Origin of the sequence: Clostridium ragsdalei P11, assembly GCF_001675165.1 — a bacterium.
Taxonomy (GTDB): Bacteria; Bacillota; Clostridia; order Clostridiales; family Clostridiaceae; genus Clostridium_B; species Clostridium_B ragsdalei.
The window spans coordinates 135,272-158,131 of sequence record NZ_LROS01000075.1; the positions used below are offsets into that span (position 1 = coordinate 135,272).

Annotated in this window: 24 protein-coding genes; 4 read left to right on the forward strand and 20 right to left on the reverse strand. The window is 30.9% G+C overall.

Features of this window, described 5'->3' with window-relative positions:
- Position 1: 1 nt before the first annotated feature.
- On the forward strand, positions 2-769 hold the full coding sequence (locus CLRAG_RS18580; RefSeq protein WP_065079757.1) for a TIGR03943 family putative permease subunit: 768 nt from the start codon (positions 2-4) through the stop codon (positions 767-769).
- 15 nt (positions 770-784) lie between these two features.
- On the opposite strand, the gene CLRAG_RS18585 is transcribed toward CLRAG_RS18580, so the two are convergent.
- Positions 785-1,705 (reverse strand): LysR family transcriptional regulator, encoded by a 921-nt coding sequence (locus CLRAG_RS18585; RefSeq protein WP_065079758.1) that lies wholly within the window; start codon positions 1,703-1,705, stop codon positions 785-787.
- A gap of 249 nt (positions 1,706-1,954) precedes the next feature.
- Here CLRAG_RS18585 and CLRAG_RS18590 point away from each other — a divergent pair, with 249 nt between their 5' ends.
- Positions 1,955-2,815 carry a 4Fe-4S binding protein gene (locus tag CLRAG_RS18590; RefSeq protein WP_065079759.1) on the forward strand — a complete coding sequence of 287 codons (861 nt, stop codon included), beginning with the start codon at positions 1,955-1,957 and terminating at the stop codon, positions 2,813-2,815.
- A 92-nt stretch (positions 2,816-2,907) separates the two neighbouring features.
- On the opposite strand, the gene CLRAG_RS18595 is transcribed toward CLRAG_RS18590, so the two are convergent.
- The 17 genes from CLRAG_RS18595 to CLRAG_RS18675 form a co-directional block, all read right to left on the reverse strand.
- Positions 2,908-3,828 (reverse strand): SufB/SufD family protein, encoded by a 921-nt coding sequence (locus CLRAG_RS18595; RefSeq protein WP_065079760.1) that lies wholly within the window; start codon positions 3,826-3,828, stop codon positions 2,908-2,910.
- The gene (locus CLRAG_RS18600; protein WP_065079761.1) at positions 3,829-4,560 is read right to left on the reverse strand and encodes an ABC transporter ATP-binding protein; all 732 of its coding nucleotides are present in this window, start codon (positions 4,558-4,560) and stop codon (positions 3,829-3,831) included.
- 327 nt (positions 4,561-4,887) lie between these two features.
- Positions 4,888-5,256, reverse strand: coding sequence for a NifB/NifX family molybdenum-iron cluster-binding protein (locus tag CLRAG_RS18605; RefSeq protein ID WP_065079762.1), 369 nt, complete (start codon positions 5,254-5,256; stop codon positions 4,888-4,890).
- Between the two features lie 69 nt (positions 5,257-5,325).
- On the reverse strand, positions 5,326-6,060 hold the full coding sequence (locus CLRAG_RS18610; protein WP_065079763.1) for a Rossmann-like domain-containing protein: 735 nt from the start codon (positions 6,058-6,060) through the stop codon (positions 5,326-5,328).
- Between the two features lie 113 nt (positions 6,061-6,173).
- Positions 6,174-6,797: a DUF1847 domain-containing protein gene (locus CLRAG_RS18615; protein WP_065079764.1), complete on the reverse strand. Its 624-nt coding sequence runs from the start codon at positions 6,795-6,797 to the stop codon at positions 6,174-6,176.
- A 299-nt stretch (positions 6,798-7,096) separates the two neighbouring features.
- The gene (locus CLRAG_RS18620) at positions 7,097-8,206 is read right to left on the reverse strand and encodes an iron ABC transporter substrate-binding protein (protein ID WP_065079765.1); all 1,110 of its coding nucleotides are present in this window, start codon (positions 8,204-8,206) and stop codon (positions 7,097-7,099) included.
- Between the two features lie 233 nt (positions 8,207-8,439).
- Complete coding sequence (locus tag CLRAG_RS18625; protein ID WP_065079766.1) at positions 8,440-8,856, reverse strand: MOSC domain-containing protein; 417 nt, start codon at positions 8,854-8,856, stop codon at positions 8,440-8,442.
- A gap of 372 nt (positions 8,857-9,228) precedes the next feature.
- Positions 9,229-10,332, reverse strand: coding sequence for an iron ABC transporter substrate-binding protein (locus tag CLRAG_RS18630; protein WP_065079767.1), 1,104 nt, complete (start codon positions 10,330-10,332; stop codon positions 9,229-9,231).
- 14 nt (positions 10,333-10,346) lie between these two features.
- Entirely contained in the window at positions 10,347-11,099 is a 753-nt protein-coding gene (locus CLRAG_RS18635; RefSeq protein ID WP_065079768.1) for an ABC transporter ATP-binding protein, read from the reverse strand.
- Positions 11,096-12,163, reverse strand: coding sequence for a FecCD family ABC transporter permease (locus tag CLRAG_RS18640; protein ID WP_065079769.1), 1,068 nt, complete (start codon positions 12,161-12,163; stop codon positions 11,096-11,098). The genes CLRAG_RS18635 and CLRAG_RS18640 overlap by 4 nt, the downstream gene beginning before the upstream one ends.
- Positions 12,164-12,193: 30 nt before the next feature.
- Entirely contained in the window at positions 12,194-13,012 is an 819-nt protein-coding gene (locus CLRAG_RS18645; RefSeq protein ID WP_065079770.1) for a class I SAM-dependent methyltransferase, read from the reverse strand.
- 3 nt (positions 13,013-13,015) lie between these two features.
- Positions 13,016-13,540 carry an FmdE family protein gene (locus CLRAG_RS18650; RefSeq protein ID WP_065079771.1) on the reverse strand — a complete coding sequence of 175 codons (525 nt, stop codon included), beginning with the start codon at positions 13,538-13,540 and terminating at the stop codon, positions 13,016-13,018.
- A 269-nt stretch (positions 13,541-13,809) separates the two neighbouring features.
- The gene (modD, locus tag CLRAG_RS18655; protein WP_065079772.1) at positions 13,810-14,655 is read right to left on the reverse strand and encodes a ModD protein; all 846 of its coding nucleotides are present in this window, start codon (positions 14,653-14,655) and stop codon (positions 13,810-13,812) included.
- Between the two features lie 33 nt (positions 14,656-14,688).
- Positions 14,689-15,396, reverse strand: a complete 708-nt coding sequence (locus tag CLRAG_RS18660; protein ID WP_065079773.1) for an ABC transporter ATP-binding protein — start codon at positions 15,394-15,396, stop codon at positions 14,689-14,691.
- A gap of 20 nt (positions 15,397-15,416) precedes the next feature.
- Positions 15,417-16,226 carry an ABC transporter permease gene (locus tag CLRAG_RS18665; protein ID WP_065079774.1) on the reverse strand — a complete coding sequence of 270 codons (810 nt, stop codon included), beginning with the start codon at positions 16,224-16,226 and terminating at the stop codon, positions 15,417-15,419.
- 18 nt (positions 16,227-16,244) lie between these two features.
- Positions 16,245-17,039, reverse strand: coding sequence for a molybdate ABC transporter substrate-binding protein (gene modA / locus CLRAG_RS18670; protein ID WP_065079775.1), 795 nt, complete (start codon positions 17,037-17,039; stop codon positions 16,245-16,247).
- A 274-nt stretch (positions 17,040-17,313) separates the two neighbouring features.
- On the reverse strand, positions 17,314-18,768 hold the full coding sequence (locus CLRAG_RS18675; protein ID WP_065079776.1) for a hypothetical protein: 1,455 nt from the start codon (positions 18,766-18,768) through the stop codon (positions 17,314-17,316).
- Positions 18,769-19,055: 287 nt separating this feature from the next.
- Here CLRAG_RS18675 and CLRAG_RS20725 point away from each other — a divergent pair, with 287 nt between their 5' ends.
- Positions 19,056-19,202 (forward strand): hypothetical protein, encoded by a 147-nt coding sequence (locus CLRAG_RS20725; RefSeq protein WP_154105030.1) that lies wholly within the window; start codon positions 19,056-19,058, stop codon positions 19,200-19,202.
- Positions 19,199-19,804, forward strand: a complete 606-nt coding sequence (locus CLRAG_RS18680; protein WP_065079777.1) for an HDIG domain-containing metalloprotein — start codon at positions 19,199-19,201, stop codon at positions 19,802-19,804. Before CLRAG_RS20725 ends, CLRAG_RS18680 begins: the two co-directional genes overlap by 4 nt.
- 156 nt (positions 19,805-19,960) lie before the next feature.
- Here CLRAG_RS18680 and trsS read toward each other — a convergent pair whose 3' ends face one another.
- Positions 19,961-21,343 carry a radical SAM (seleno)protein TrsS gene (gene trsS, locus CLRAG_RS18685; protein WP_065079778.1) on the reverse strand — a complete coding sequence of 461 codons (1,383 nt, stop codon included), beginning with the start codon at positions 21,341-21,343 and terminating at the stop codon, positions 19,961-19,963.
- A 38-nt stretch (positions 21,344-21,381) separates the two neighbouring features.
- A complete protein-coding gene (locus tag CLRAG_RS18690; protein WP_065079779.1) occupies positions 21,382-22,479 on the reverse strand; it encodes a GTP-binding protein in 1,098 nt (365 codons plus the stop codon).
- Positions 22,480-22,860: the final 381 nt, after the last annotated feature.

Consider the following 22,860-nt stretch of genomic DNA (forward strand, 5'->3'; position numbering starts at 1 on the left):
CATGAATAGTAAAAAATTTAATTTTAATATAGGAGAATTTACATGGTGTATACTTCTTCTTGCAATTTCATTCTATTTTTATAAATTAGTTTCTTCAAAAAAGATTAATATGTTTATAACCCCTAATATGAGTAAGTATGTTATGTTCGCTTCCATAGCTTTGCTGGTTTTGGGAATTTTTCAAATACCTAAAATAATAAGTACTCCAAATGACAAACCAAAGTTTGGCTACTTAATATTTGGGATTCCAATAATAATTGGTATTTTAGTGAATCCAGGTGGATTAAATCAACAAATAGCAGATACAAAGGGAATCAATGTAGTGCAAAATTCTACTCAAGCAAACACAAAAGCACTAAGAAAAAACTCTAGTGTGACTAAAAATACGGAAATTGTTATGACTGAAAAAAATTTTTTTGCTTTTCTTAATGGAATCAGCGATGATCCAAATAAATTTAGAAATTGTAAGATAACATTAACAGGTTTTGTTTACAAAAACGATAACATAAAAGCCAATCAATTTGTTATTGCAAGATTGCTTATGGTATGCTGTGCAGCTGATACACAGACTGTTGGATTCTTATGTAATTACAACGGACAAAATTTAGACAAAAACACATGGGTACAAGTAACAGGAATTCTTGATACTACAAATTACATTGATAATAATTCAAAACAACCTTCTTTAATTCCCCTAATAAAAATTCAAAGTATTAAAAAAGTAGACCCTCCTACTTCCAAATATATTTACATTAATAGCACTGATTAAATTTAATTAAAAACATTATATGTCCATTAAGGTTCCAGTAGAAATTCCACTTAAGATATCTTTGTCCTTATATTCCTCCAATAGATACATCAAGCTCTTCATATTATCATTAACAAATTTGTTCTTATAATATACCAAACTAAAATATCTATTCAAAGCTTGCCCACTGTCTTTTATCACATACAGCAGACCTTTTTTTGCTTCTTCTTCAACTAACCTTGCAGATATAGCTGCAAGACAATTATTCATAATTACTACTTTCTTCATCATATCTGGACAAGTTACTTCCCACTTAATATTTATATTTGCTCCACACCTGGAAATATAGTTCTCAAAAAGTTCCCTCGTACCGCTTCCTTCTTCACGCATTACAAAATATTCTTTTTCCAAATCCTTAACAGAAATACTACTGCATCCTGAAAATCTATGGTTTTTACTGCATATTATTACAAGATAATCATTTATCATTGGAATAGCAACTAAATCTCGGCTTTTAATTTTACCTTCCACAATACCAATATCTAATTCAGATTTTAGCAACTTTTCTTCTATAGACTTAGTATTATTAATATAAACGAAGGTCTCAACCTGAGGCTTTATTTTGCAGTATTGATTTATAAGTTGAGGCATAATACAGGAACCCACAGTTATGGTACCGCCAATCCGAAGTTTTTCTGAAAATCCCTTCAGCATATTATCCTCTAATTCATCAAACTGATTTACTACCATTCTAGCATAGGCAAATAAGTTCTTTCCTGCTTCTGTAATACATAATTTTTTACCAATTCGTTCAAATAGCAATACACCATAATGCCCCTCTAATTCTTTAATTGCCTGGCTGACAGTTGGTTCCGAGATATAACATCGAGCTGCAGCAGTACTCATTTTGCCTGTTTCTACTACAGCAATAAAAATTTTTAAATGTCGAATTGTCATATTAGTAACCCCTTTTTATTATTCCGCCCTATTGCATTTATACTATTAAAAATTCTTAATAGGTTTTACCTATCATTATTATAACATAATATATATTTCCTTATTTAGTCACAAGTGATATCATGAAAGCAAGTAATATTGATAAATAAAACACAAAGATAAGGCATTTCTTATTTAGAATATGGATTTTCTTATTATAGCAAACTTATTAAAAATGAATGATAACTTTAAAGGAGATGTATAATTACTATGGTTAGTGCAAAAAGACAAAAAGAAATGAAATCATTAGGATTTTTATTACAAAATGACAAAGAACATTATTCTGTCAGATTTTTAAGTAAAGCCGGCAATTTTACAGTAGAAGAATTAAACAACATTAATAAAATTGCTGAAAAATATGGACGAGGGTATTCAGGACTTACAACAAGACTTCAAATTGAAGTTCCATGGATCAAGGATGAAGACGCAGAAAAAGTAATTCAAGAAGCTAAAGCTTTAGGACTACGCCACGGCGGTACAGGCCAAAAAGTAAGACCTTTAGTTTCCTGTAAAGGAACTGTATGCCTCCATGGCAATATTGACACCCAAGCAATCTGCAGAGAATTAGACCGTAAATACTTTGGAACTGATACTCCACATAAATGTAAAATAGGAATAGTTGGGTGTGCTAATAACTGTGGAAAAGCTAATATAAATGATATCGGAGTTATGGGAAGATGTGTACCTAAATTTGATTCAGATAATTGTGTTGGCTGCGGACTTTGCGTAACAAATTGCCGACAAAAAGCATTACAGTTAGTAGACAAAAAAATAGTTCATAATAAAAATTTATGTGTAGAATGTGGTGAATGTGTACGAGTATGCAACAGTAATGCTGCTACTGCTAAAGAAAAAGGTGCAGAAATATTTGTTGGTGGAAGATTTGGAAGAGGAATGAGAATTGGAGACTCACTTGGAAAGATATTTAAAGAAGAAGAAATAGTATCAGTTGTCGATACCATTATGGAGTATTATAAACAAATCGGCAATAAAGGTGAAAGAATTTCAGGAGTTATGGATAGGATTGGAAAAGAAAAATTTATAGCTGATGTATTAAAAAAAATTGATTAATTATTCTACATAATAACCAGTGAAATTATAAAGCATGTCAAGAATATCTTAAAAAAAGGATATTTTTAACATGCTATTTTTACATCTTTCAGCTATTTAAGAAATCCTTTTAATATAGTATCTTCAGCTTCTTTTTCAGAAAGTCCTAGTGACATAAGTTTTATAAGCTGATCACTGGCAATTTTTCCTATAGCAGCTTCATGTATAAGTTGTGAATCTGAATGAAATGCTGATATTTTAGGTATAGATTGTACCGTTGCTTTATCCATTATTATGGAATCACATTGAATATGACCTCTGCATCTCTCATATCCAGACATATTTAAATGAAATAGTTGTTTTGACTCATCTCGTGCTACAGAACGAGAAATTATTCGTGCAGAAGAATCTCTTCCTACCATTTCCACATTTATCTTCGACTCTGCATCTTGATTTTTATATGTAAGAAGTCTCTCTGATACTACAGCTCTAGCATTTTTATGAAGTTTTATTTCTGTATCCCTTTTAGTACTGCTTACTCCTTTTATTTGGACTAGCTCTAATTCAGCAAATCCTCCTTCTTCAACTTCTATTATTGTTTTAGGATTCAATATTCTCTCACCATTCCCACTGCCTTCTCCAAAATGTCTCTCTACATATTTTATGCGAGCACCTTTCCTGACAAAGAATTCATGGACTCCATCATGCTGGGATTTTTTCTCACCTGGATTATGTATACCGCAGCCTGCCACTATAAGTACATCTGACCCCTCACCAATTTCAAATGTATTATACACAACATCATTTAACCCTTCTTGTGTTAAAATTACAGGTATATGTACACTCTCACCTTTAGTACCAGGTTTTACTATTATGTCTATACCAGGCTTATCTTTTTTTGTAACTATATCTATATTGGCTGTAGTATTTCTTGCAGCCTTTTCTCCATTCTTTCTTATATTATAAGCACCAATTGGCAATTCATGAAGTCCTGACATTTGACTCAACATACTTTTATCCAATTCATCCAACATCTAAAAAGTACCTCCTTTTTGACAAATCTCGCCGCATTTACAATTATCATTCTTTTTTATTTTATCAAGTATATTCTCTTTTGAAGTTATTTCCTTAATTTGACCATCTGCAAGTATGATAACCTCATCTGCTAAATTTAAAATTCTCTCTTGGTGAGATATTATAATTATAGTTGTTTCTTTATTTTTATTCATATTTTCAAAAGTCTCAACTAACTTTTTAAAACTCCACAAATCTATTCCTGCTTCAGGCTCATCAAACAATGCAACTTTGAGGTTTCTAGCAAGTATAGTTGCTATTTCTATTCTCTTAAGTTCACCACCGGAAAGGCTTGAATCAACATCCCTATTTATATAATCTTGAGCACAAAGTCCCACATCCTGAAGTAATTTACACGTATTTACCTTATTATCTCCTGCAGCTAGATTTAGCAACTCATTTACTTTTATACCTTTAAATCTTGCCGGCTGTTGAAATGCAAAGCCTATACCCTTTTTAGCTCTTTCGGTGATATCTAAATCTGAGATATTTTCTTCATCTAATAGTATATTTCCAGAAGAAGCTTTATATATTCCCATTATTGTTTTGGCTAAAGATGATTTACCACCACCATTTGGACCAGTAATTACATATATTTTATTCTTCTTAAACTTTAAGTTTATATCTTTTAAAATATTGATTTTTCCATTATCATTTTCTATTTCAAGACATAAATTTTTTAATTCTAACATCTATCTAATCCTCCCTCTATAATCTTTAAATTTCTTCCTAACAAATATATTGTATCATCCTTAGCAATCATTATATCATCTATTTTATCAAATTTTTAGATAGTAATTTTAACATTGGTATAATGCTGTTTGTAAAATAGCCAATATTTATCTGATGGATGCGTTAAGGTTCATTGATGTCTGCAAAAAAACACTCCTCAGCACAAATAATTGTAAATTCATTATCTAAAATTATTGTTAAGAAAGAGTGCTTTTATTCACTTGATATAAAATCTTCATCTCATATAAAAATATCCCATTTAAATGGTATTCTTGATATGAATATAGCTAGTGGTGATTTCCACTACAGCTGTCTGTCCCATTACAGTTTCTAATTAATGTTAATGATCTTTTATCCATTAGCTCAAGAGCTTTTTCAACTGAATAACCTGCTCCAAAAAACCTTGTTACTCCGGCATCTGCTAAAATATCAAATGCCATCAATTGTATATCACCTGTAATCAACGCCTCACAATCATACTTTAATATCTCATCAGCAAGGTTTTTCTGAGATAAACCTTTACATCGTTCCTCATTTTTTATAGCCTTAATACTTAAATCATTCATATTAACAATCAACAAATATAAACATTTTTCAAACTTATCAGATACTATACTATTTAAATCTTCACCCTCCGCTGCCACTGCAATATTCATCCTTTTCCCTCACTTTATATATATTTAATCTAAAAATGAATATAAAATTTCACTAATTATTGTTCTTCATTACTTTGAACAAGCACAAAATCTTTCAAGTTTCATCAAAGCTGCTGTGCCTGCAAGGGTAGTTCCAAAAAATATAGTTGGTTTATTTAATAAAACATTAGTTATTGTTTTATTAACTACAGTACTACCTGTAGCAACTACAATATCACACCAATTCAATAAATCATCAATTGTTTTACTTCCATCCTCAACCGTTACACCATATTTAACTTTTCCTATATTATTGGCATCCAAATCTACAATCCTAACTTTATAATTTTTGCTTAAATTTTCTAACATAGCTGGCTGAAATCCTATCAACGCAATTTTGGGATTCCCATATTTATTTTTTATATATTCCACTAACTCTAAAGCACATTTTTCTGGTTCCCCATCTTTACAATGCACTGTCTTATCCGTTATTCCTAAATATCTACATACAGCATTTAAAGTAGCAATATATACAGCTGTATCAAAATTTGTCTGTAAAGGCATTTCAATTATTTGTTTTAAATTTCCGCGAAAATTATTAGGCATATCTGTAAAAGCCTGACCTTTAGCACCTTTAAAATCTGCTTGAAGTAACTTTTCTTTTCCTTTTATAATAGGAAAATCTTTTCTTTCAGTATTTCCTATGGCTTCTTCTGCAGTTAACGCTCTTCCTGTTATTTTTACTTCATCATTTAAAAGTCCATTATCTTCTACAAGTTTTCTAAAATTATGAAATAAATCAGTATAAAATTCATTTTTATTCATTTAAATTCCCCCAAAATATTAATCTAATTCTCAAACTCAATAAGCTACTATACTATAAATTGTGAAAATAAACCCCATTTAAAATTTTACTATATATCATTAACTTTTATTAATTATTTATACAACTTATTTTTATAGTATCCATCTGAAAGATATAAAGCCCCTAAAGGATTGTGTGCAAGTACTCTATCCTTAACTGCAAAAACGGTTATGGGTGCATTAGAATGTTTTATAAACAATGAATCATGTCCTACACATAATCCTAAAATAATATTCAAATCCGTTTTAGCATTATTTAGTAAAATAGCTTGTCCTATAGGATTGCACATTGCTTCATAAGTACCTGGTCTTACCTTTTGACTATCTTTTATGTTTAAAAATTCTTTAGGTATACTTCCATTTTTACAAATCACCGAATCAACTTCAAATCCATTATGTTTTAATATTTTACATAACATTTTTGCTTCTTTACTTAACCCTACACAAAAAGCCACTCCTAATTTTTTAAAATTACATTTATTTGCAAAATCCATTATCTCTTCAAGTCTTGTTTTTTTGCAATATCCTTCTGCTTCAACTAATGCCGAATTATGTGACAATTTATAATTTTCATCTTCAGAATATAATTTTTTTATTTTATCCTGTTCCTCTTTCTCATTGCATGGACAATTAAGAGGCAATTTATCAAGTTCTCCTTTTTTACAATAATGTTCACTGCACATAGCACAAGTATACATATTCCCACCTCAAGCTTTCTTCATTAATTTTTGTACCCTATATATAATTATAGCATATGCTAATTATATATCAATTCCAACTTAAAAATATTGCTAACTTATATAAATTTGAAGCTTGTTTTGCATTAGCAAAACAAGCCTAAAAAAATGAATTAGTTTTCTGACATAAGGAAGAAAACTTACCTTCAATGTCCTATGTCCTCTGTCAATTGTCCTCTAAAAAATGTTTTGCAAAGTTTTTATATTAAGTCAAAATTTTATATGTGCAAAAGTTTACTTTTAACTTACAACAAACCCTATTATTTTAAAGTTATTTTTTTAAATCCACCAAAGTTATTTGCCATTTGTGAATAAACTTCTTTTCCAAGAATAAACTTATAAATTTCATCAGCTTTCTTTACTGGATCAACATCCTTAAATTTTTCAGGGTACAGAACTTTGCCTAAATAATAGGCATCTGCCATGGCAGTTTCAATATTTGTATCATAAAAATTATAAGGCATCTGTGAGTATACTTCACCATTTTTGACTGCAGAAAGATTATTATAATAATCAGGATTCTTTTTATAATCTTCCTGTACTACCTGAAGTCCTCCCTCATCTATAAAAACTTTTTCTGGATTCCATTTAAGAAGTTTTTCTTTATCTATCATGACTGTGCCTGTTTTTCCTGTTTCATCCACTACATTTTTTCCGTTTACAGCCTTAAGCAGTGAGTAATTTCCCTGAGTACTTTCAATACCATGAGAACCTTTCATACTTACAGCTCCAATATATGTACTTGGCCTTTTATTTTCAGGAACATCTTTAGTTCTTTTATATAAGTCATTTTTACAATTTTTCATATAGTTAACTACTTGCTGTGCTCTATTTTCATTGTTAGTAACTTTGCCAATAATTTGTAAAGAATTATACACATCAGAATCAAAAGTAGATTGTTTCCCATAACTTACAACTACAACAGGTATATTGGTTTTAGATTGTAACTCATCAGCAGACGATTTGTCTGAAGAATAAGTAGAAAAAATTACATCTGGTTTAACAGAGAGTATTTTTTCAGCATCTGGTGAATTATTAGGTCCACCTTGACCTATAGCTGTAAGTTTTTTAATTTCAGGATTTACCATCATATATGGTTTTCCTACAGCCTCACCCTTTTCCATCTGTTCCACACCTACTAACTTTTTTGAACCATTTATATAACAGTAAAGTCTCAATGCCCCTGGTCCAATAGCTACAACTTTGTTTGCCTTGGCATTTAATGTAACCTTTCTTCCAACTAAATCTGTTACAGTTATCTTTTCAGATTTTGAACCTGAAGTTTCAGCTGATTTAGAAGAACATCCTGCAAATAAAAACGTTATTATAAATACGGTTACAAGCAATAAGCTTGAAATTTTCCTATGCATAATTTATCCCCTTCCCTAATTTAATATATTAGTTAAATAAATCAGCATTTTTTATACCAATTTTTAAATTAATATACTATAAATAGAGTACGCTGAAGTATTGGAGCCGGTAGCCATTGGATAGGATAAGCTTGTAATAAAAATGTATATAAAAAATGATATTGTTCTTATTAAAACAATATCATTTTGATAAAATATATATTTCATTTTGAGAACGTTTTATCATTATAAAACTAAATAACTTCTACAGGATCACCAACATTTATTTTTCCACCTTTAACTACTATGCCAAATCTGCCTTCTCTACTAACTATATAAGGCCTGCCATGTTCTTTGTATTCATCTTTTCCTATATAAAGTATTTTAATTACAACTTCTCCAATTTGAATTAAACTATTAACACCAAGATTGTTAAGTGGAATACCTGATATAGTAATATTTTCAGTAAATCCACCTTTATTAACTTCCGCAACTTTATCAGAAGGAACCTTTTCCAAAGCCTCTATAGGTAATATACTTATCTGCCTATCCCAATTTCCTGCATGTGCATCCCCCTCAATACCATATTTTTCAATGACATTAACTGAGGGAACTTGAATTTTTTCAGTTCCTCTTTTTTTACTAATATTTAAAGAAACTACTTTTCCCATTAAACTCTGCCTCCATATTTAAATTTTTATTTAATATGTTTTACATAGTATTTAATTTTATCCGATCGCTACCATTGCTAACACCCCATCTTATTCAAAGTGGGTGATAAGCACTGGTACACGCCTGGATAAGTTCTTCTAAGGTTCAGATGGAGAAATGTATTCCCTATAAGCAAACTCCACCTGAACCTAAGAATCACTTGATACTTCTTATCTAAATTATCTTGAACAGTATATATTTTGTTTACCTATATATAACAATATCAAAAAAATTCTAACAAATCAATTAATTTCAGCTAAAAAATAAGCTTATATTGTGATTATAGGAACATCTACAATATAAGCTTATTTTTTATTTATCAACCTATTCAATTATTTCAACGTTATTTTTTTAAATCCTCCATACTCTTTTGACATTTGAGAATAAAGTTCTTTTCCAAGAAGGAACTTATAAATTTCATCGGCCTTTTTCTCTGGATTAATATCCTTAAATTTTTCAGGATAAAGAACTTTACCAAGATAATACGTATCCGCTAATGCAGTGTCTATATTATTATAATACGCAACATAGGGCAGTTGACCATATAATTCTCCATTTTTTACTGCAGAAAGGGAATTATAGAAATTGGCGTTTTTTCTATAATCTTGCTGTACTAAAGTATATCCACCCTCGTCAATAATTATTTTTTGGGGATTCCATGTTAAAAGTTTCTCTTTGTCAATCATAACTGATCCACTTTTTCCAGTTTCATCTGCCACATTCTTAGCATTTAATATTTCAAGTTGAGGATAATGAGCTGATGTACTTTCAATGCCATGAGTTCCTTTCATAGAAAGTGCACCAACATACACACTCTGTTTTTCCTCATTTGATATGTCTTTAGTTCGCTTGCTTAAATCATTCTTACAATTTTCCATATAATCTACTATATCATTAGCTCTTTTTTCTTTTCCTATAACCTTACCTATAAGTTTCAATGCAGTATACATTTTTTGATCAAATACTACATTATTTCCACAGGTAAGATTTACTACAGGAATTCCTGTCTTATTTTGCAGTTCTTCAGCCCCTGATTTATCAACAATATCTCCAGCAATAATTACATCAGGTTTTACATTAAGGATTAATTCAGGATTAGGATCTGCCGGAAATCCAGGTCCTATTACAGGTAATTTCTTAAGTCCAGGATTTGCAAGCATGTAAGGTCGTCCGTCAGAACTTGTCTGCTGTGCCTTTTCTACACCAACAAGTTCATTTATACCATTAACATAACAATATAATCTCATTGCTGATCCAATAGCCACTACACGCCTAATATTTGCAGGAATAGTAACTTTCCTTCCATCCATATCAGTTAAATTTATTTTTTCTGGTTTCTCAGATGATTTAGATATTCCCTTATTGCCACAGCCACTAAATACACATGTAATTAAGAATAACATGGCAACCATCATGCATGAAAATTTTTTATACATAATAACCTCTCCCTTTATAGTGGTACAACTACAGGAGTATTTCTATATTTTTCAATAGCTACTGAAACAGAATAAACGCTTTCAATGTTTTCAGGCGTCATTACTTCCCTTCCACCTGCAGCAAAAATACTCCCATCTTTTAATAGAACAAATTTATCTGCAAATCTTATAGCAAGATTTAGATCATGTACTATCATTACGGCGGCAATTTGCTGAGTCTTAACTATTTCCCTAATAATTCTTATGACTTCAAGTTGATTTTTTAAATCCAAATTACTTGTAGGTTCATCTAAAAGAAGCACCTCTGGCTTCTGGGCAAGTGCCCTTGCAATTACAACCTTTTGTAATTCACCGCCACTTAACTCATCCAAATATCTTAAAGAATAATCTTCAAGTCCAAGCGCTTTAACAGCCTTATTCACTATTTCAATATCCTCTTTTGAAATATTCCATTTTATATATGGTTTTCTCCCTAAAAGCACCGAATCAAAAACAGTAGTCCTAACACTTACCTGCTGCTGGGAAACATAGCCTATCCTTTGAGCAAGCTTTATGGGACTAAGCTTAAAAATTTCATTACCTTCGATTAATACAGTACCGGACTGTGCCTTTAATATATGATTTATACATTTAAGGAGGGTGGATTTTCCTGCTCCATTTGTCCCCAAGATCGCAAGACATTCCCCTTTTTTTACTGAAAAATTAATATCTTTAAGAACAGATCTACTTGGATACTTAAAAGTAAGCCCCTTTACAGATAAAATCATTTTCTCTTATACCCCCTCATAAGCAAATATAAAAACATAGGTGCTCCCATAAAAGACGTAATAGCACCAACAGGTAGTATTATAGGTGAAATTATGGTTCTTGCAAGGGTATCAGAAACAAGAAGTAAAAGTGATCCCATAAGTGCAGATGCCGGAATCAAGAAACGGTGATCCCCTCCAATAATTCTTCTCATTATCTGAGGTCCTATAAGTCCTATAAATCCTATAATACCTAGAAAAGAAACTGCTGCTGCAGTGATTAAAGAAGAAACAAACATTCCGCCAAAGCGTACTCTTTCTACACTCACTCCAAGACTCTTCGCAGCTTCTTCTCCACTGTCCATAGCATTATAATCCCATTGCCTTATAACAAAATAAATCACTGATGCTATAATAAGAATTGCCATTATAATTACCTCTTTCCAAGAAGCACGTCCAAGATCACCAAATGTCCAAAATACAACAGCTGCTACCTGAACATCCTGGGCAAAATACTGAACAAGTGTAATACCCGCAGAAAAAAGTGACCCTATAGCTACTCCGGCAAGGAGTACTGCTTCTGAGGAAAGAGATCTGAGTTTTGCAATCATTAAAATAACAACAGTAGCTAGCATGGAAAAGGAAAATGCACAAATAGTAACTATGTATGGATTATTTATAAGCACTGCATCACTACCGGTACTTTTAACGCTTCCTGCTCCAAATACTATAATAGCAATATTTGCACCAAAAGCTGCAGCACTGGATATTCCTAAAGTTGACGGTGATGCAAGAGGGTTTCTTAAATTACTTTGCATTACACATCCCGCAACAGATAGACCTGCACCTGCTATAATAGCAGCTAAAACTCTTGGGAGACGTATATTCCAAATTACAACGTTGGATAACCCATCCCCATTTTGAAAAATAGTCATTAAAATTTGGTACGGTTTAATATTTGATGAACCAGCACATATAGAAAATAAGGAAAATATTATGATTAGCAATAGTACAAATAAAATTACAATCTTTTTTCTTCCTGTATACCTTTCGTAATTTTCATGTATCTCTTCTTTCAATTTCATCAATTCCTTTGCTTATTTTATACATCACTGCTACTTTTTCCAACAAAACCATGCCACTTTAGAAGTTACCTTTTCTTCTACAATCCCATTTACTGCCTTGCTTTCTATGTAATCTCTAATTAAAACTTTATCTTCTTCTGTTAAAGACTTTTTTCTTCCAAAATTAAGTAAAGATTTTTTATAAAATTGATCTACAGGCTGACTTTTACTCCAATCTGAATCTACATAACTTATCTTTGGATAATAGCCCATATTCCATAATATATTAAGGGCACTATACATTTTGTTTCCATAGGGTTTATCATTATGACATCCTAAAATTATTTCAGAAATTTCATTTTTTAAGCTGTCTTTTCTCTCTACAAATCCACTTAAAAAATACAAGTTTGTCCCGCAATCAATCATTTTTATAAGATCTTCACAGCTATCTACAGCTGGTGTCATAGATGCAAAAACCAAATCAAATTTTTCTTTCCATTTAAATTCTCCTAAACTTAAGTCTGGCCATGCCTTTTTTACAAATTTTACATTATTTCTGCACTTTTCCTTTGAATTTTTTTTGGCATACTTAAGCATATTTTCAGAAATATCTACTGCAGTAACACATTCAGATATTTCCGAAAACTTTCTAGAATAAAATCCTGTACCGCATCCTATATCCAATACGTTCTTAAATTTATTATTTTTACTTGCTTCAATAAATTCTAGTATAGAGATAAAATCTCTACTCTCCTTTTCCTCTATATCTTTGCTATTAAACTCTTCAGCCCTTTCATCCCAAAATTTTTCTTCCATATCATATGATTTCTTTGAAATACTCCACAAATTAGAAAAAAAGTTTATGTCCATTCTTTACCACCCTCGTGTATATTCTTCAAAACAATCCAAGCAAAGTTTCTTTCCTTCACTCATTCTAATTTTATTCTCTGGAACACCTTCTCCACATTTATCGCAAATAACTGTATTAAACAATCTTGCAGTTTTGGGAACCTCAAACTTAGGTTTTTTTATTTCAAATACTTCATCTACCGGTGATTCTAAAATATACCTTTCTCTTTCTTCTCTACTCATTTCGTCCTTAAATTGTTTTAAAACTACCCTTATGCTGTCTCCATTTTCTCTGTTAAAAAATGAAAAAGCCATTTTACCAGTACCCCTATATATTAGATTGCCCTTTCCTAAAGTACATCCTGTTATAACTTGTACTGCATCAACACCACAAGCGTCATTTTCAGTAACGCATACTACTTCTTCATCAGATGAAAATTTCAAATTCATTTTTTCTACTGCTGCCTCACATGCCTTAAATCCTATGGCAAGTCCCGGACACTCATGTCCATGAAATTGTATACATTTATTCCATAATTCTTTATTCATCAATAATCTCCCCTTTCAATTATTTAAATTATACAAGCAATTTTTAAGCCAAAATATGATATATAGATTAGAAATGTATATATTATAACAAGCAGAATTCTTGGCATAAGACAAAAATACTGCTTAAAACCAAGTTTTTTAAATTTTCTTCTAACAGATTATAATTGAAGTTAGATAAAAATGAAAAGCTGATTTTATTATAATGATACAGAATTAGTCTCACAATGATATGATAGCATCATTATGAGACTAATCTAAAACAGAAATATCTATATTATAGGTTCTATTTTGCATCCTATATCAATAGGTTTTGCATAATAAACACAGGTTGTTACAATAGCATCAATTCCTGTTTCAACATAATCCTCAATATTGCTTTCATTAATTCCACCAGCAGCTAATATAACCATAGATGGATTAATATCTTTCAGAATACTTACATTTTCCTTTAATTTATCGCAGGGAACCTTATCAAATTGAATTCCATCAATTCCATTTTTACAAAGTTCAACTGCATCCTCTAGTGAATCAACTTCAGCTATTACTTTTTTTTCACAAACCTTACCTTTAATTTTCTTAATCATCTTAGCTAATTCATGAATGCCGCCTAAAAAATTTAAATGCTGTTTGAAAATAAGTATAGTCTCCGATAATCCTAATCTATGAGGAAAACCTCTCCCTGAAACAACTGCTTTTATAGCTAATTCTTTAGTGCCTGGTATGTTTTTCCTTGTAGTTATAACAGAAACATCTGGATTTATATTAGCTACCTTATCAACTAATTTCCTTGTTTTAGTAGCAATGCCAGAACTGTAGTCAATAATATTTTGACAGATTTTCCATGCCATATGTAAATCACCGGCGCTGCCCTTTCCTTCAAGAAAGACCTCATTTTTCTTTACTAAACTGCCGGAAGATTTTATTTTTGTCAATTGTATATTTAATTTGCTAAATATTTTTGCCGCTTCTTCTGTTCCACATAGTACCCCATCTTCCCTTGAAAAAAATTGTATCTTACCTTTCTTATTACCAATTTCTAAAACTAAAGTAGTTAAGTCAATATAAGGAACATCTTCTTTAATAAATTTGTCAATGAGTTCATCTGAAATATACACTTGTAACGTCTCCCCTCTGTTAAAACATTTTTATCACAAACCATGACCTATAAAATCTTCCACATACTTTGATTTAGGATGATTAAATATTTCATCAGCAGTGCCTATTTGATAAATTTGCCCATTCCCCATAATTGCTATTCTATCTGCCAGGTATACTGCTTCATTAAAATCATGGGTTATCTGAATAGTTGTAGTATTCAATTCTCTATGCATTTTTTTTAAGTTATGTTGAAATTTTTTCTTAGTACCTGGATCCAAAGCACTGCTTATTTCATCAAGGAGTAGTATCTTTGGTGTAGTCACAACAGCCCTTGCAAAAGCAACCCTTTGCTGTTCTCCACCGCTTAATGTAAATGGCCTTCTGTCCAGTAAATGTTCTATATTTAGCATTGAACTTATTTTCTGTAAAATTTCATCCATAATACTTTTATCCATTTTCTTTGTCTTTAATCCAAATAATATATTTTCTCTAACGGACAAATGGGGAAATAACAAATAATCCTGATATACAAATCCAATATTTCTATTTTCCGGCGGAATATTATTTATGTTAACATCATTTATATATATTTTTCCCCTATCAATATCACACCCACCTGCAATAGTTTCTAAAACAACAGTCTTTCCGCTTCCTGTAGCCCCTAGTATTACAAAATACTCTCCATCTAGTACTTCGAAACTTATATCACAAAGTTCGAAATCACCAAGTTTTTTGTAAATATGCTCTACTCTAAGCATATTAGCCTCCTTATGAAATTCTAGTAATTAACTTTTTTTGTACTGCATTTTTGCACACATTCAAATGCAAATAAACAAATTATAGATATAATTATAAGTATAGTGGCAGCAGCTAAAGCCTTATCCAGGTTTCCTGCTGACAAATTTAAAAATATAGCTACTGGCAGGGTTTCCGTTTTCATTCTAATAGCACCTGCTAGCATGAGTGCGGTTCCAAATTCCCCAAGTGCATTTATCCACGTAATTATTATAGCTGAAATCAATCCGTTTTTAGCTAAAGGAATTGTTATTTTAAAAAACACTCCCCAGACGCTGCACCCAAGAGTTCTACCTACAAACTCAAGTCTCGGATTCACATCTTCAAAAGTACCCTTTAAAATTCGTATCATATACGGAACATTGATAAAAAAGTTGGCTAGTATAATTCCTTTAACCGAAAACACTGGGTCTAAACCCAACTTATTTATTATATCTTCAACCTGTTTTGTGCTAAATAACATAAGCAAAGCAATTCCTGCTGCAATTGGAGGAATTGAATTTGATATTTGTATTATAGAATTTATAATCATTTTGCCAAAGAAATCATATCTGGCAAGTCCATAAGCTATAGGTACGGCAAATATCAAACAAATTATAGTAGATATTGTAGATGTATATAATGTCAATTTAATTGCAAATTGTATTTCTTTGTCCATAATAATGGATGCTAAGTTAGGAAAACTTTTTTGAAAAACCACAAATATGGTTAGAGTTATAAAAACCGTAAATATACTTATAAAAAGAAATATATAAATTTTAAAAAGAATGTCTTTATAATTATTTTTTGACATACTTAAGACCTCTAATTCCTATTTAATAGGCTTTAAATTATACTTGATAAATATTGATTTTGCTTGATCTGATAAAGCAAAACTTATAAATTTATTGCATAATTCTTTATCTTTAGAACTCTTTAATGCAGCTATAGGTACTGTCTTAATCAAATTTTGATCTTTAGGAATTTGTACTAAATCTATGCTTTTAGACGCATTTAAAGCATTATCTTCCCACATAATAGATGCATCTGCTTTTTTCATGGAAACAAACGTTACCATTTCATTTACTGTAGTAACTGTAGAAACTACATTATTTTTTACCTGACTCTCTATAGCCTGTTTTTGAAATAATTTAGATGCGAGTTTACCTAATGGAGAAGTTTTAGAATCTCCTAAAATTACCTTAACTCCAGGTTTTGTAAAATCATTTAAAGTTTTAATGCCTGCAGGATTTCCTTTCGGTACAGCAATTACAGGCACATGGTATACTAAATCTTTTCTATCTAAAACCAAACCTTTTTTATTTGCTGTTTCATAATCTTCCTTAGATGCTAATACACAAAGATCTCCCTTTTTAGAAACTTCCATCTGACTTATAAGTTCTGAAGAATTAGCATAGGTATACTGAACTTTTACTCCATATTTCTTTTCAAACTCTTTAGCTATTCCCTCCATTGGTTTATTTACTCCTGCAGCGCAATAAATAAGTAATGTCTTTTTATCTGTGTCATTCGTATTAGTACTTTGCTGTTTCTGTCCACATCCTATAAACATACCGCACACTAGTAATAAACTTAAAACCAACATTAACATTTTGTTTTTTTTCAAAGACTTCATCCCCCATACTATTTTATTTGTTTTAAGTAAACATTAAAGTAATTTCATGATAAAATCAATCAAAACTAATCAATACTAAATTTAATTAATTCTTATTATTACTTTTTGTCTACTTATGTTGATTGTATCAAAAACATAACACTAAATCAATTATGTTCAATATCTATGTTAATAGAAAATAGTCCATACTTTAACTTAAAATATGGACTATTTTATGTGTAATTTAAATAAAATTTAACTTATATACAAAAATTTTTTTAAAGCTTCATTGCTGTGTGTAATCTTTGTAATCCGGTTTAAACCACTTTATAGATATACTTGCTTTACCTGTTTCATCCTTAGGGTTTACTTCTAAATTATCATTATCTATCTTAGATTTATTTATTAATAGCACTGTATTTTTAGGATTATCACAATAAAAAGTAATTCCTCTTATATCATCAATTGTAGGAATGTATCTTCCAAATATAGGATCACTTATAGAAGTTATATTAACATAAGTTTTGCCGTTTTGAGTTAATTTCTGATAGGTTAAGTACTTATGAATATTGGCATAGTTTAAAACTCTGGAAGTTTTCGCAACAATTATTTTATTGTTGTCCTGATATTCTTTTAATAGTTTCAGTGAACTTATATTATCTTGTGTAAATAAATCTTCTGTGTCAATACCCAGGTGTTGTGCCACTATACTATATTGTTTATTATTTACTATGCTGTCAAGATTGGCTTTCGTAAGCTGCCTATGAATATATTTAGGAGTCCAGATCCAATCTATTTTATTATTTACTAAATCATTTGTATACCTATGAAATCCCCACACTTTTTTCCCATCTCTCAATGAAATTTCATAGAGTGGATAATCGTGTCCAAATTTGTGATCTGACCATGAATCCCAAACATATTTAATACCACTTTTTAAAGTTATATCTGTATGATAATAAGGTGATTTAGGGTTGTCTCCTTGTTGATAATTCATAAAATTTCCGGTACCATATGCACCAAAATTTTGTTTATTAGCTTTATTACCATGGTTTATCCATACCGTTTGTTTTAAATTTTCAAAATTTAAAACGTTCCATGCATTTTCAGCCAAATTTCTATTAAAAAGAGTACCTCTTTGATTTTCAGTTGAAAAATCTCCAAAAGTATGGATGCAATCTATCCATCCTGACCTAATATAGTGAGTTATTTCATCAGCATTGTGTTTTTCAGTTTGACTTGTCCCATTAAAAAATGTCATTATGCTTTTCACATTATGTCTTCCATGAACATCAACTACAGAGTCGGTGTTATCACCCATATACATCCAAAATGAATCTCCAATATCTAATCCTAGTCCTTGTCCATATGATGTTTCAGATTTGGTATTTAAAAATTTATGATACGTTTTAAATTCTTCCAATGTTCCATCATCAATATCAGAGCATATTGCAAGCATAGAACTGTAGGGATATGGAAACTTCCTTAAATCTTTATTTTGGGAATCAGTAGTTTCAGGAATTGAATTTAATGCATTTTTAGGTATAGCATCCTGAGTTTTTTTACTTTTATGAGAATTTGCAGAAGATGATACTTCTACAGAAGCAGTCAATTTTTTTTGAAAGTCAAATTTATAGCTGCAAAAAGAAGCAGCTATAATTATTAGTATAAAACAAGTTAAAGTTATAGCCTTAAATTTTTTATTTTTCTTAATTCTTTTTGTTCTTCTTGATCTTGGCATAAGTCACATCCTCATATAAATTATTTGTTAATAAAAAGAGTACTATGTCTCTTTTCATTTTCTCATAATTATCAAATTTAGTCTACATTATGTTAAAAATCCTATATAAGTATAAACTCTGCCAATCTATATGTCAAACATTTAATATTTTCCTATATTGTGGAATATGTTGAAGATAGTCAACTAATTTATTTAGAGGAATTGTTCCAGCACCTTCCACATCTTAAACAAGCTTTAGTAGAATAAATATTTTTCATATTGGAATACTGATTAGAGAGGTGAAAGATATGTCTAAAAGTAAAAAAAATCAAAACATAAAATCCAAAAACGTACAAGAAAAACTAAGCAATGCCGTTAATTCTACTCATAGTGATAACCAAAATCAAAATCATAACACAAAAAAAGAAGCATTAGGCTCAAACACTAAGAGATGATGAACTTGAATAGATTGTACCTGAATATTGAGTATCACTTGCTGAATGATTCGAAACCATCAGATTATTTGAAAGGACTCTATAATGATCCATTATTTCAGCAGTATCCCTTTGATATGCTCTACAAATTGAATATTACAAAACAATCCCCAAAATACCACCCAGAAGGTACTGTTTGGAATCATACTCTACTTGTAGTAGACGAAGCAGCAAATGTAAAATCAAAAAGTAAAAATCAAAAAATATTTATGTGGGCAGCACTGCTTCATGATATTGGAAAACCTTCTACAACCAAGGACAGAAAGGGTAAAATAACCTCCTATGACCATGATAAGGTTGGAGCAACTCTATCAAAAGAATTCTTGCTATTTTTTACAGAAGATAAAGACTTCATTGAAGGAGTTTGCGAACTTATCAGGTACCACATGCAAATACTCTTTGTAGTAAATAATTTGCCCTTTGCAGATATACAGGGTATGAAAGAGCACACAGATATCCATGAAGTGGCTTTACTAGGCTTATGCGATAGAATTGGAAGATTAAATAGCGATAGAGAAAAAGAGAAACATACCCTTAATCAGTTTCTCCAAAAATGCAAATAATTTTATTTTTTTAATATGTCATTTCAAATAAAAAAGCCGTACAGTTTTTTGATATGATCCCCCATTTCCATTAACAGACTTTTATTTTTAACCTGTGTGCTTTAAGGGGAGCATATCATTTTTTAATTGCTGCATTAAATAAGAAGATTCATCAATTTAACTTCTTTTTAACCATTGAACATTTCCCCTATAAAGTGATTTACCCTCTATGCTCGTGACATTATATGCACAAAACGGAATAATCTTGCCCTCAGGACTTACTACATGTAAACTGCACTCATGCAGCCTTTCAAGATCAATATTCCAGCAATCCTGAAAAGCCATTCCAGTAATAGTAAAACCATGAGATTTGAGCCGAGCAATAAAAATATCCATTTCATCCATTTTAACATTAGATTTATTCAAACTTTGATTGCTTTGAGAACTCTGCCTTACCCATCTTCGCATTACAAAGTTTCTGTTTTTTTCAACCCCAGAAGAATCGGTTTTGCTATTACAGCAGCATCCCTCTTTTCTAATTGTTAAGTGTTTTACACTGCCATCAGGCATTACTACAAAATCTCCATGAAAACCACAGCGTGCATGATCACAACCTGATGGTGCAAAATATTCAACCTTAAAATTACCTCCTGTCTGCCCTTCAATTTCCCTTAATACCTCTGGCAAAGTTATACGTTGATTGTCGGAAGGAGAAGCTGGATATCTACCAAAATAACTTACAGGTTGAAAATGAATTCCTCTAACATCAGGAGCTCTTGACAGTCCAAATCTTACTATATCTCCAATATTGTCCACGTTAACTCCTGGAACTATTGTAGGTACCAGCACAATTCCAAGATTATTATCGCCGCAGTTTTTAATAGCATTTTCTTTTTCAGCAAGAAGGTTTCGTCCCCTAAGCTGCCTGTATATATCATCTTTCGTTCCATCAAACTGCATAAAGACTGAAGATAATCCAGCTTCTTTTAGTATTTTTACATATTCAGGTTCTTGTGATAAACGAAGTCCATTTGTATTTAATTGTATATACGGAAAGCCCATCTCCTTTATCATTCTAATTATTTCAGGTAAATCATTTCTCACTGTAGGTTCTCCTCCTGAAATATGGACAAAAGGTCTTCCAGCTTCTACAAGGACTTTAAGCCACTCCTTTATCTTATCAAAAGATGGATCTTGAGCTTTTCCTCCACTGCTGGCAAAGCATACATTACAATTCAAATTACAACGCTGAGTTACCTCCAACAAAGCGCAGCAGGTTTGCTGTCTATGTTCAGCACATAAACCGCAATCATAGGGACATCCCTTTTCTACCTCAGTCAAACATTTTTGAGGGTATATGGGCCATTTATCCTTTTTCCATGAAGTATAACAAGGTTCATCTTGCCCTCTCCAGATAATCGTAGAAAAATCTCCATGCTCATCACAATTTTTCTGCATATAGATATCTCCATTTATTGAAACATGTCTTGCAGGTATTTTTTTTAAACATACTGGACATAAACTTTCGGTTATATGAATTACATTCGCAGCTTCATTCATGATAGTTCCTCCAAATCATAATACATAAATATTTTTGTTTATTCTTTTCCTTCATCCATCATCCCAAAACATTCTGTAAAAAATACTTGATAATCAACTTTATACATTTCTGACACTTCTTTAAGAGCTTCATCAATTAATGCAGCTAACAATTGTGACTCACAAGCTGCTCTTATATTTATAACAACACGCAGTTTATTATATTTTTTCTGTATTTTTTTATCATATTCTGTTTTATAATCAATTCCAAGCAAGGATGCCTTTCCAAAATCATTTTCGCCGCCAACAGCAAATATTTTAAGATGAGGAACATTACGTTTGTTTTTGACAAGTTTCATACGTATCGATTCAATAAAATCATCAATAAACGCATTACAGTCAAATTCCTTACCATCCTTTGCTTTGAGAAAAAATCGGCGGTTATACCAACTAAGTTTACTTTCTGCTGCTAAAAACTCATCCCCACCATAACCTATATCAACAACTTTAAGCTTTGATTCATGTGACATAAAGTATTCCACAACTTCCTTAATATTTTTATTTTCTCTTGCTGAAATAGCAAATACGGGGATATTAGGACAAGCTTTTCTAAGAAAGCTCAAATATTTTTCAATTTCATCATCTGTCAAAAGATCAATCTTATTTAATACAATACAATCTGCTTCTTCAAGTTGAGAACTTAGTAAATATATCATTTCTTCAGGTAAATTTATATCTGCTTTCTCCGGCATAATCATTCGCAGTCTTTCAGGATCTACAATAACCATAAATGGTGCTAACTCAAATTCTTCACCATAATCACTATTTAATTTATGATAAACATGGTCTAATGCACCTACACCACAACCTGGAATATCAGACATCACAATATCTGCATTTTCCACATCTCGCAGTCTTCTAATTTTATCTACCAGGTTTTCTGTCTGGTAGCAAATACAACCTCCAGCAATTTCTGTTACTGAACACCCTGTTGTTGATGTATAACCAGCATCAACAAGATTTTTAGCACCTAAATCATTAGCTATAATAGCAGCCTTTCCAATATTTTTATTTATATATTCGGTAAATGCAATCATGCTTGTTGTTTTTCCAGCTCCCAAAAATCCACTGACAACCATAAATTTATTTTTTTTCATTTTATCCATCCTTCCAATTTTTTTAGATATTTAATATCTCATACTTTGAGTAATTACAATCGTCTTCATTAATTTTAAAAATTCGCTTTGCTGGACAGAAATTAGTTCCATTCCAGATTGCTATCTTTACACGGACATTTTTTAATTATTAATTAGATTAAATCTCTTATTAGACTATATCTAATATTATCTATAAGTATACCGCTTTTGTATCTAATGTCAATATATATCTATTCAGAATTTTCCCAAACATGGAGTCTTTAGATATACTTTGCATTTTTCTTCTTTTGATATAGGCTTGGAATAAATTGTAATGCATTAGTAAGTCTACTTTTTTATGAATTTTAACCATAAATAACTACATACAGATTTTTGTTATTT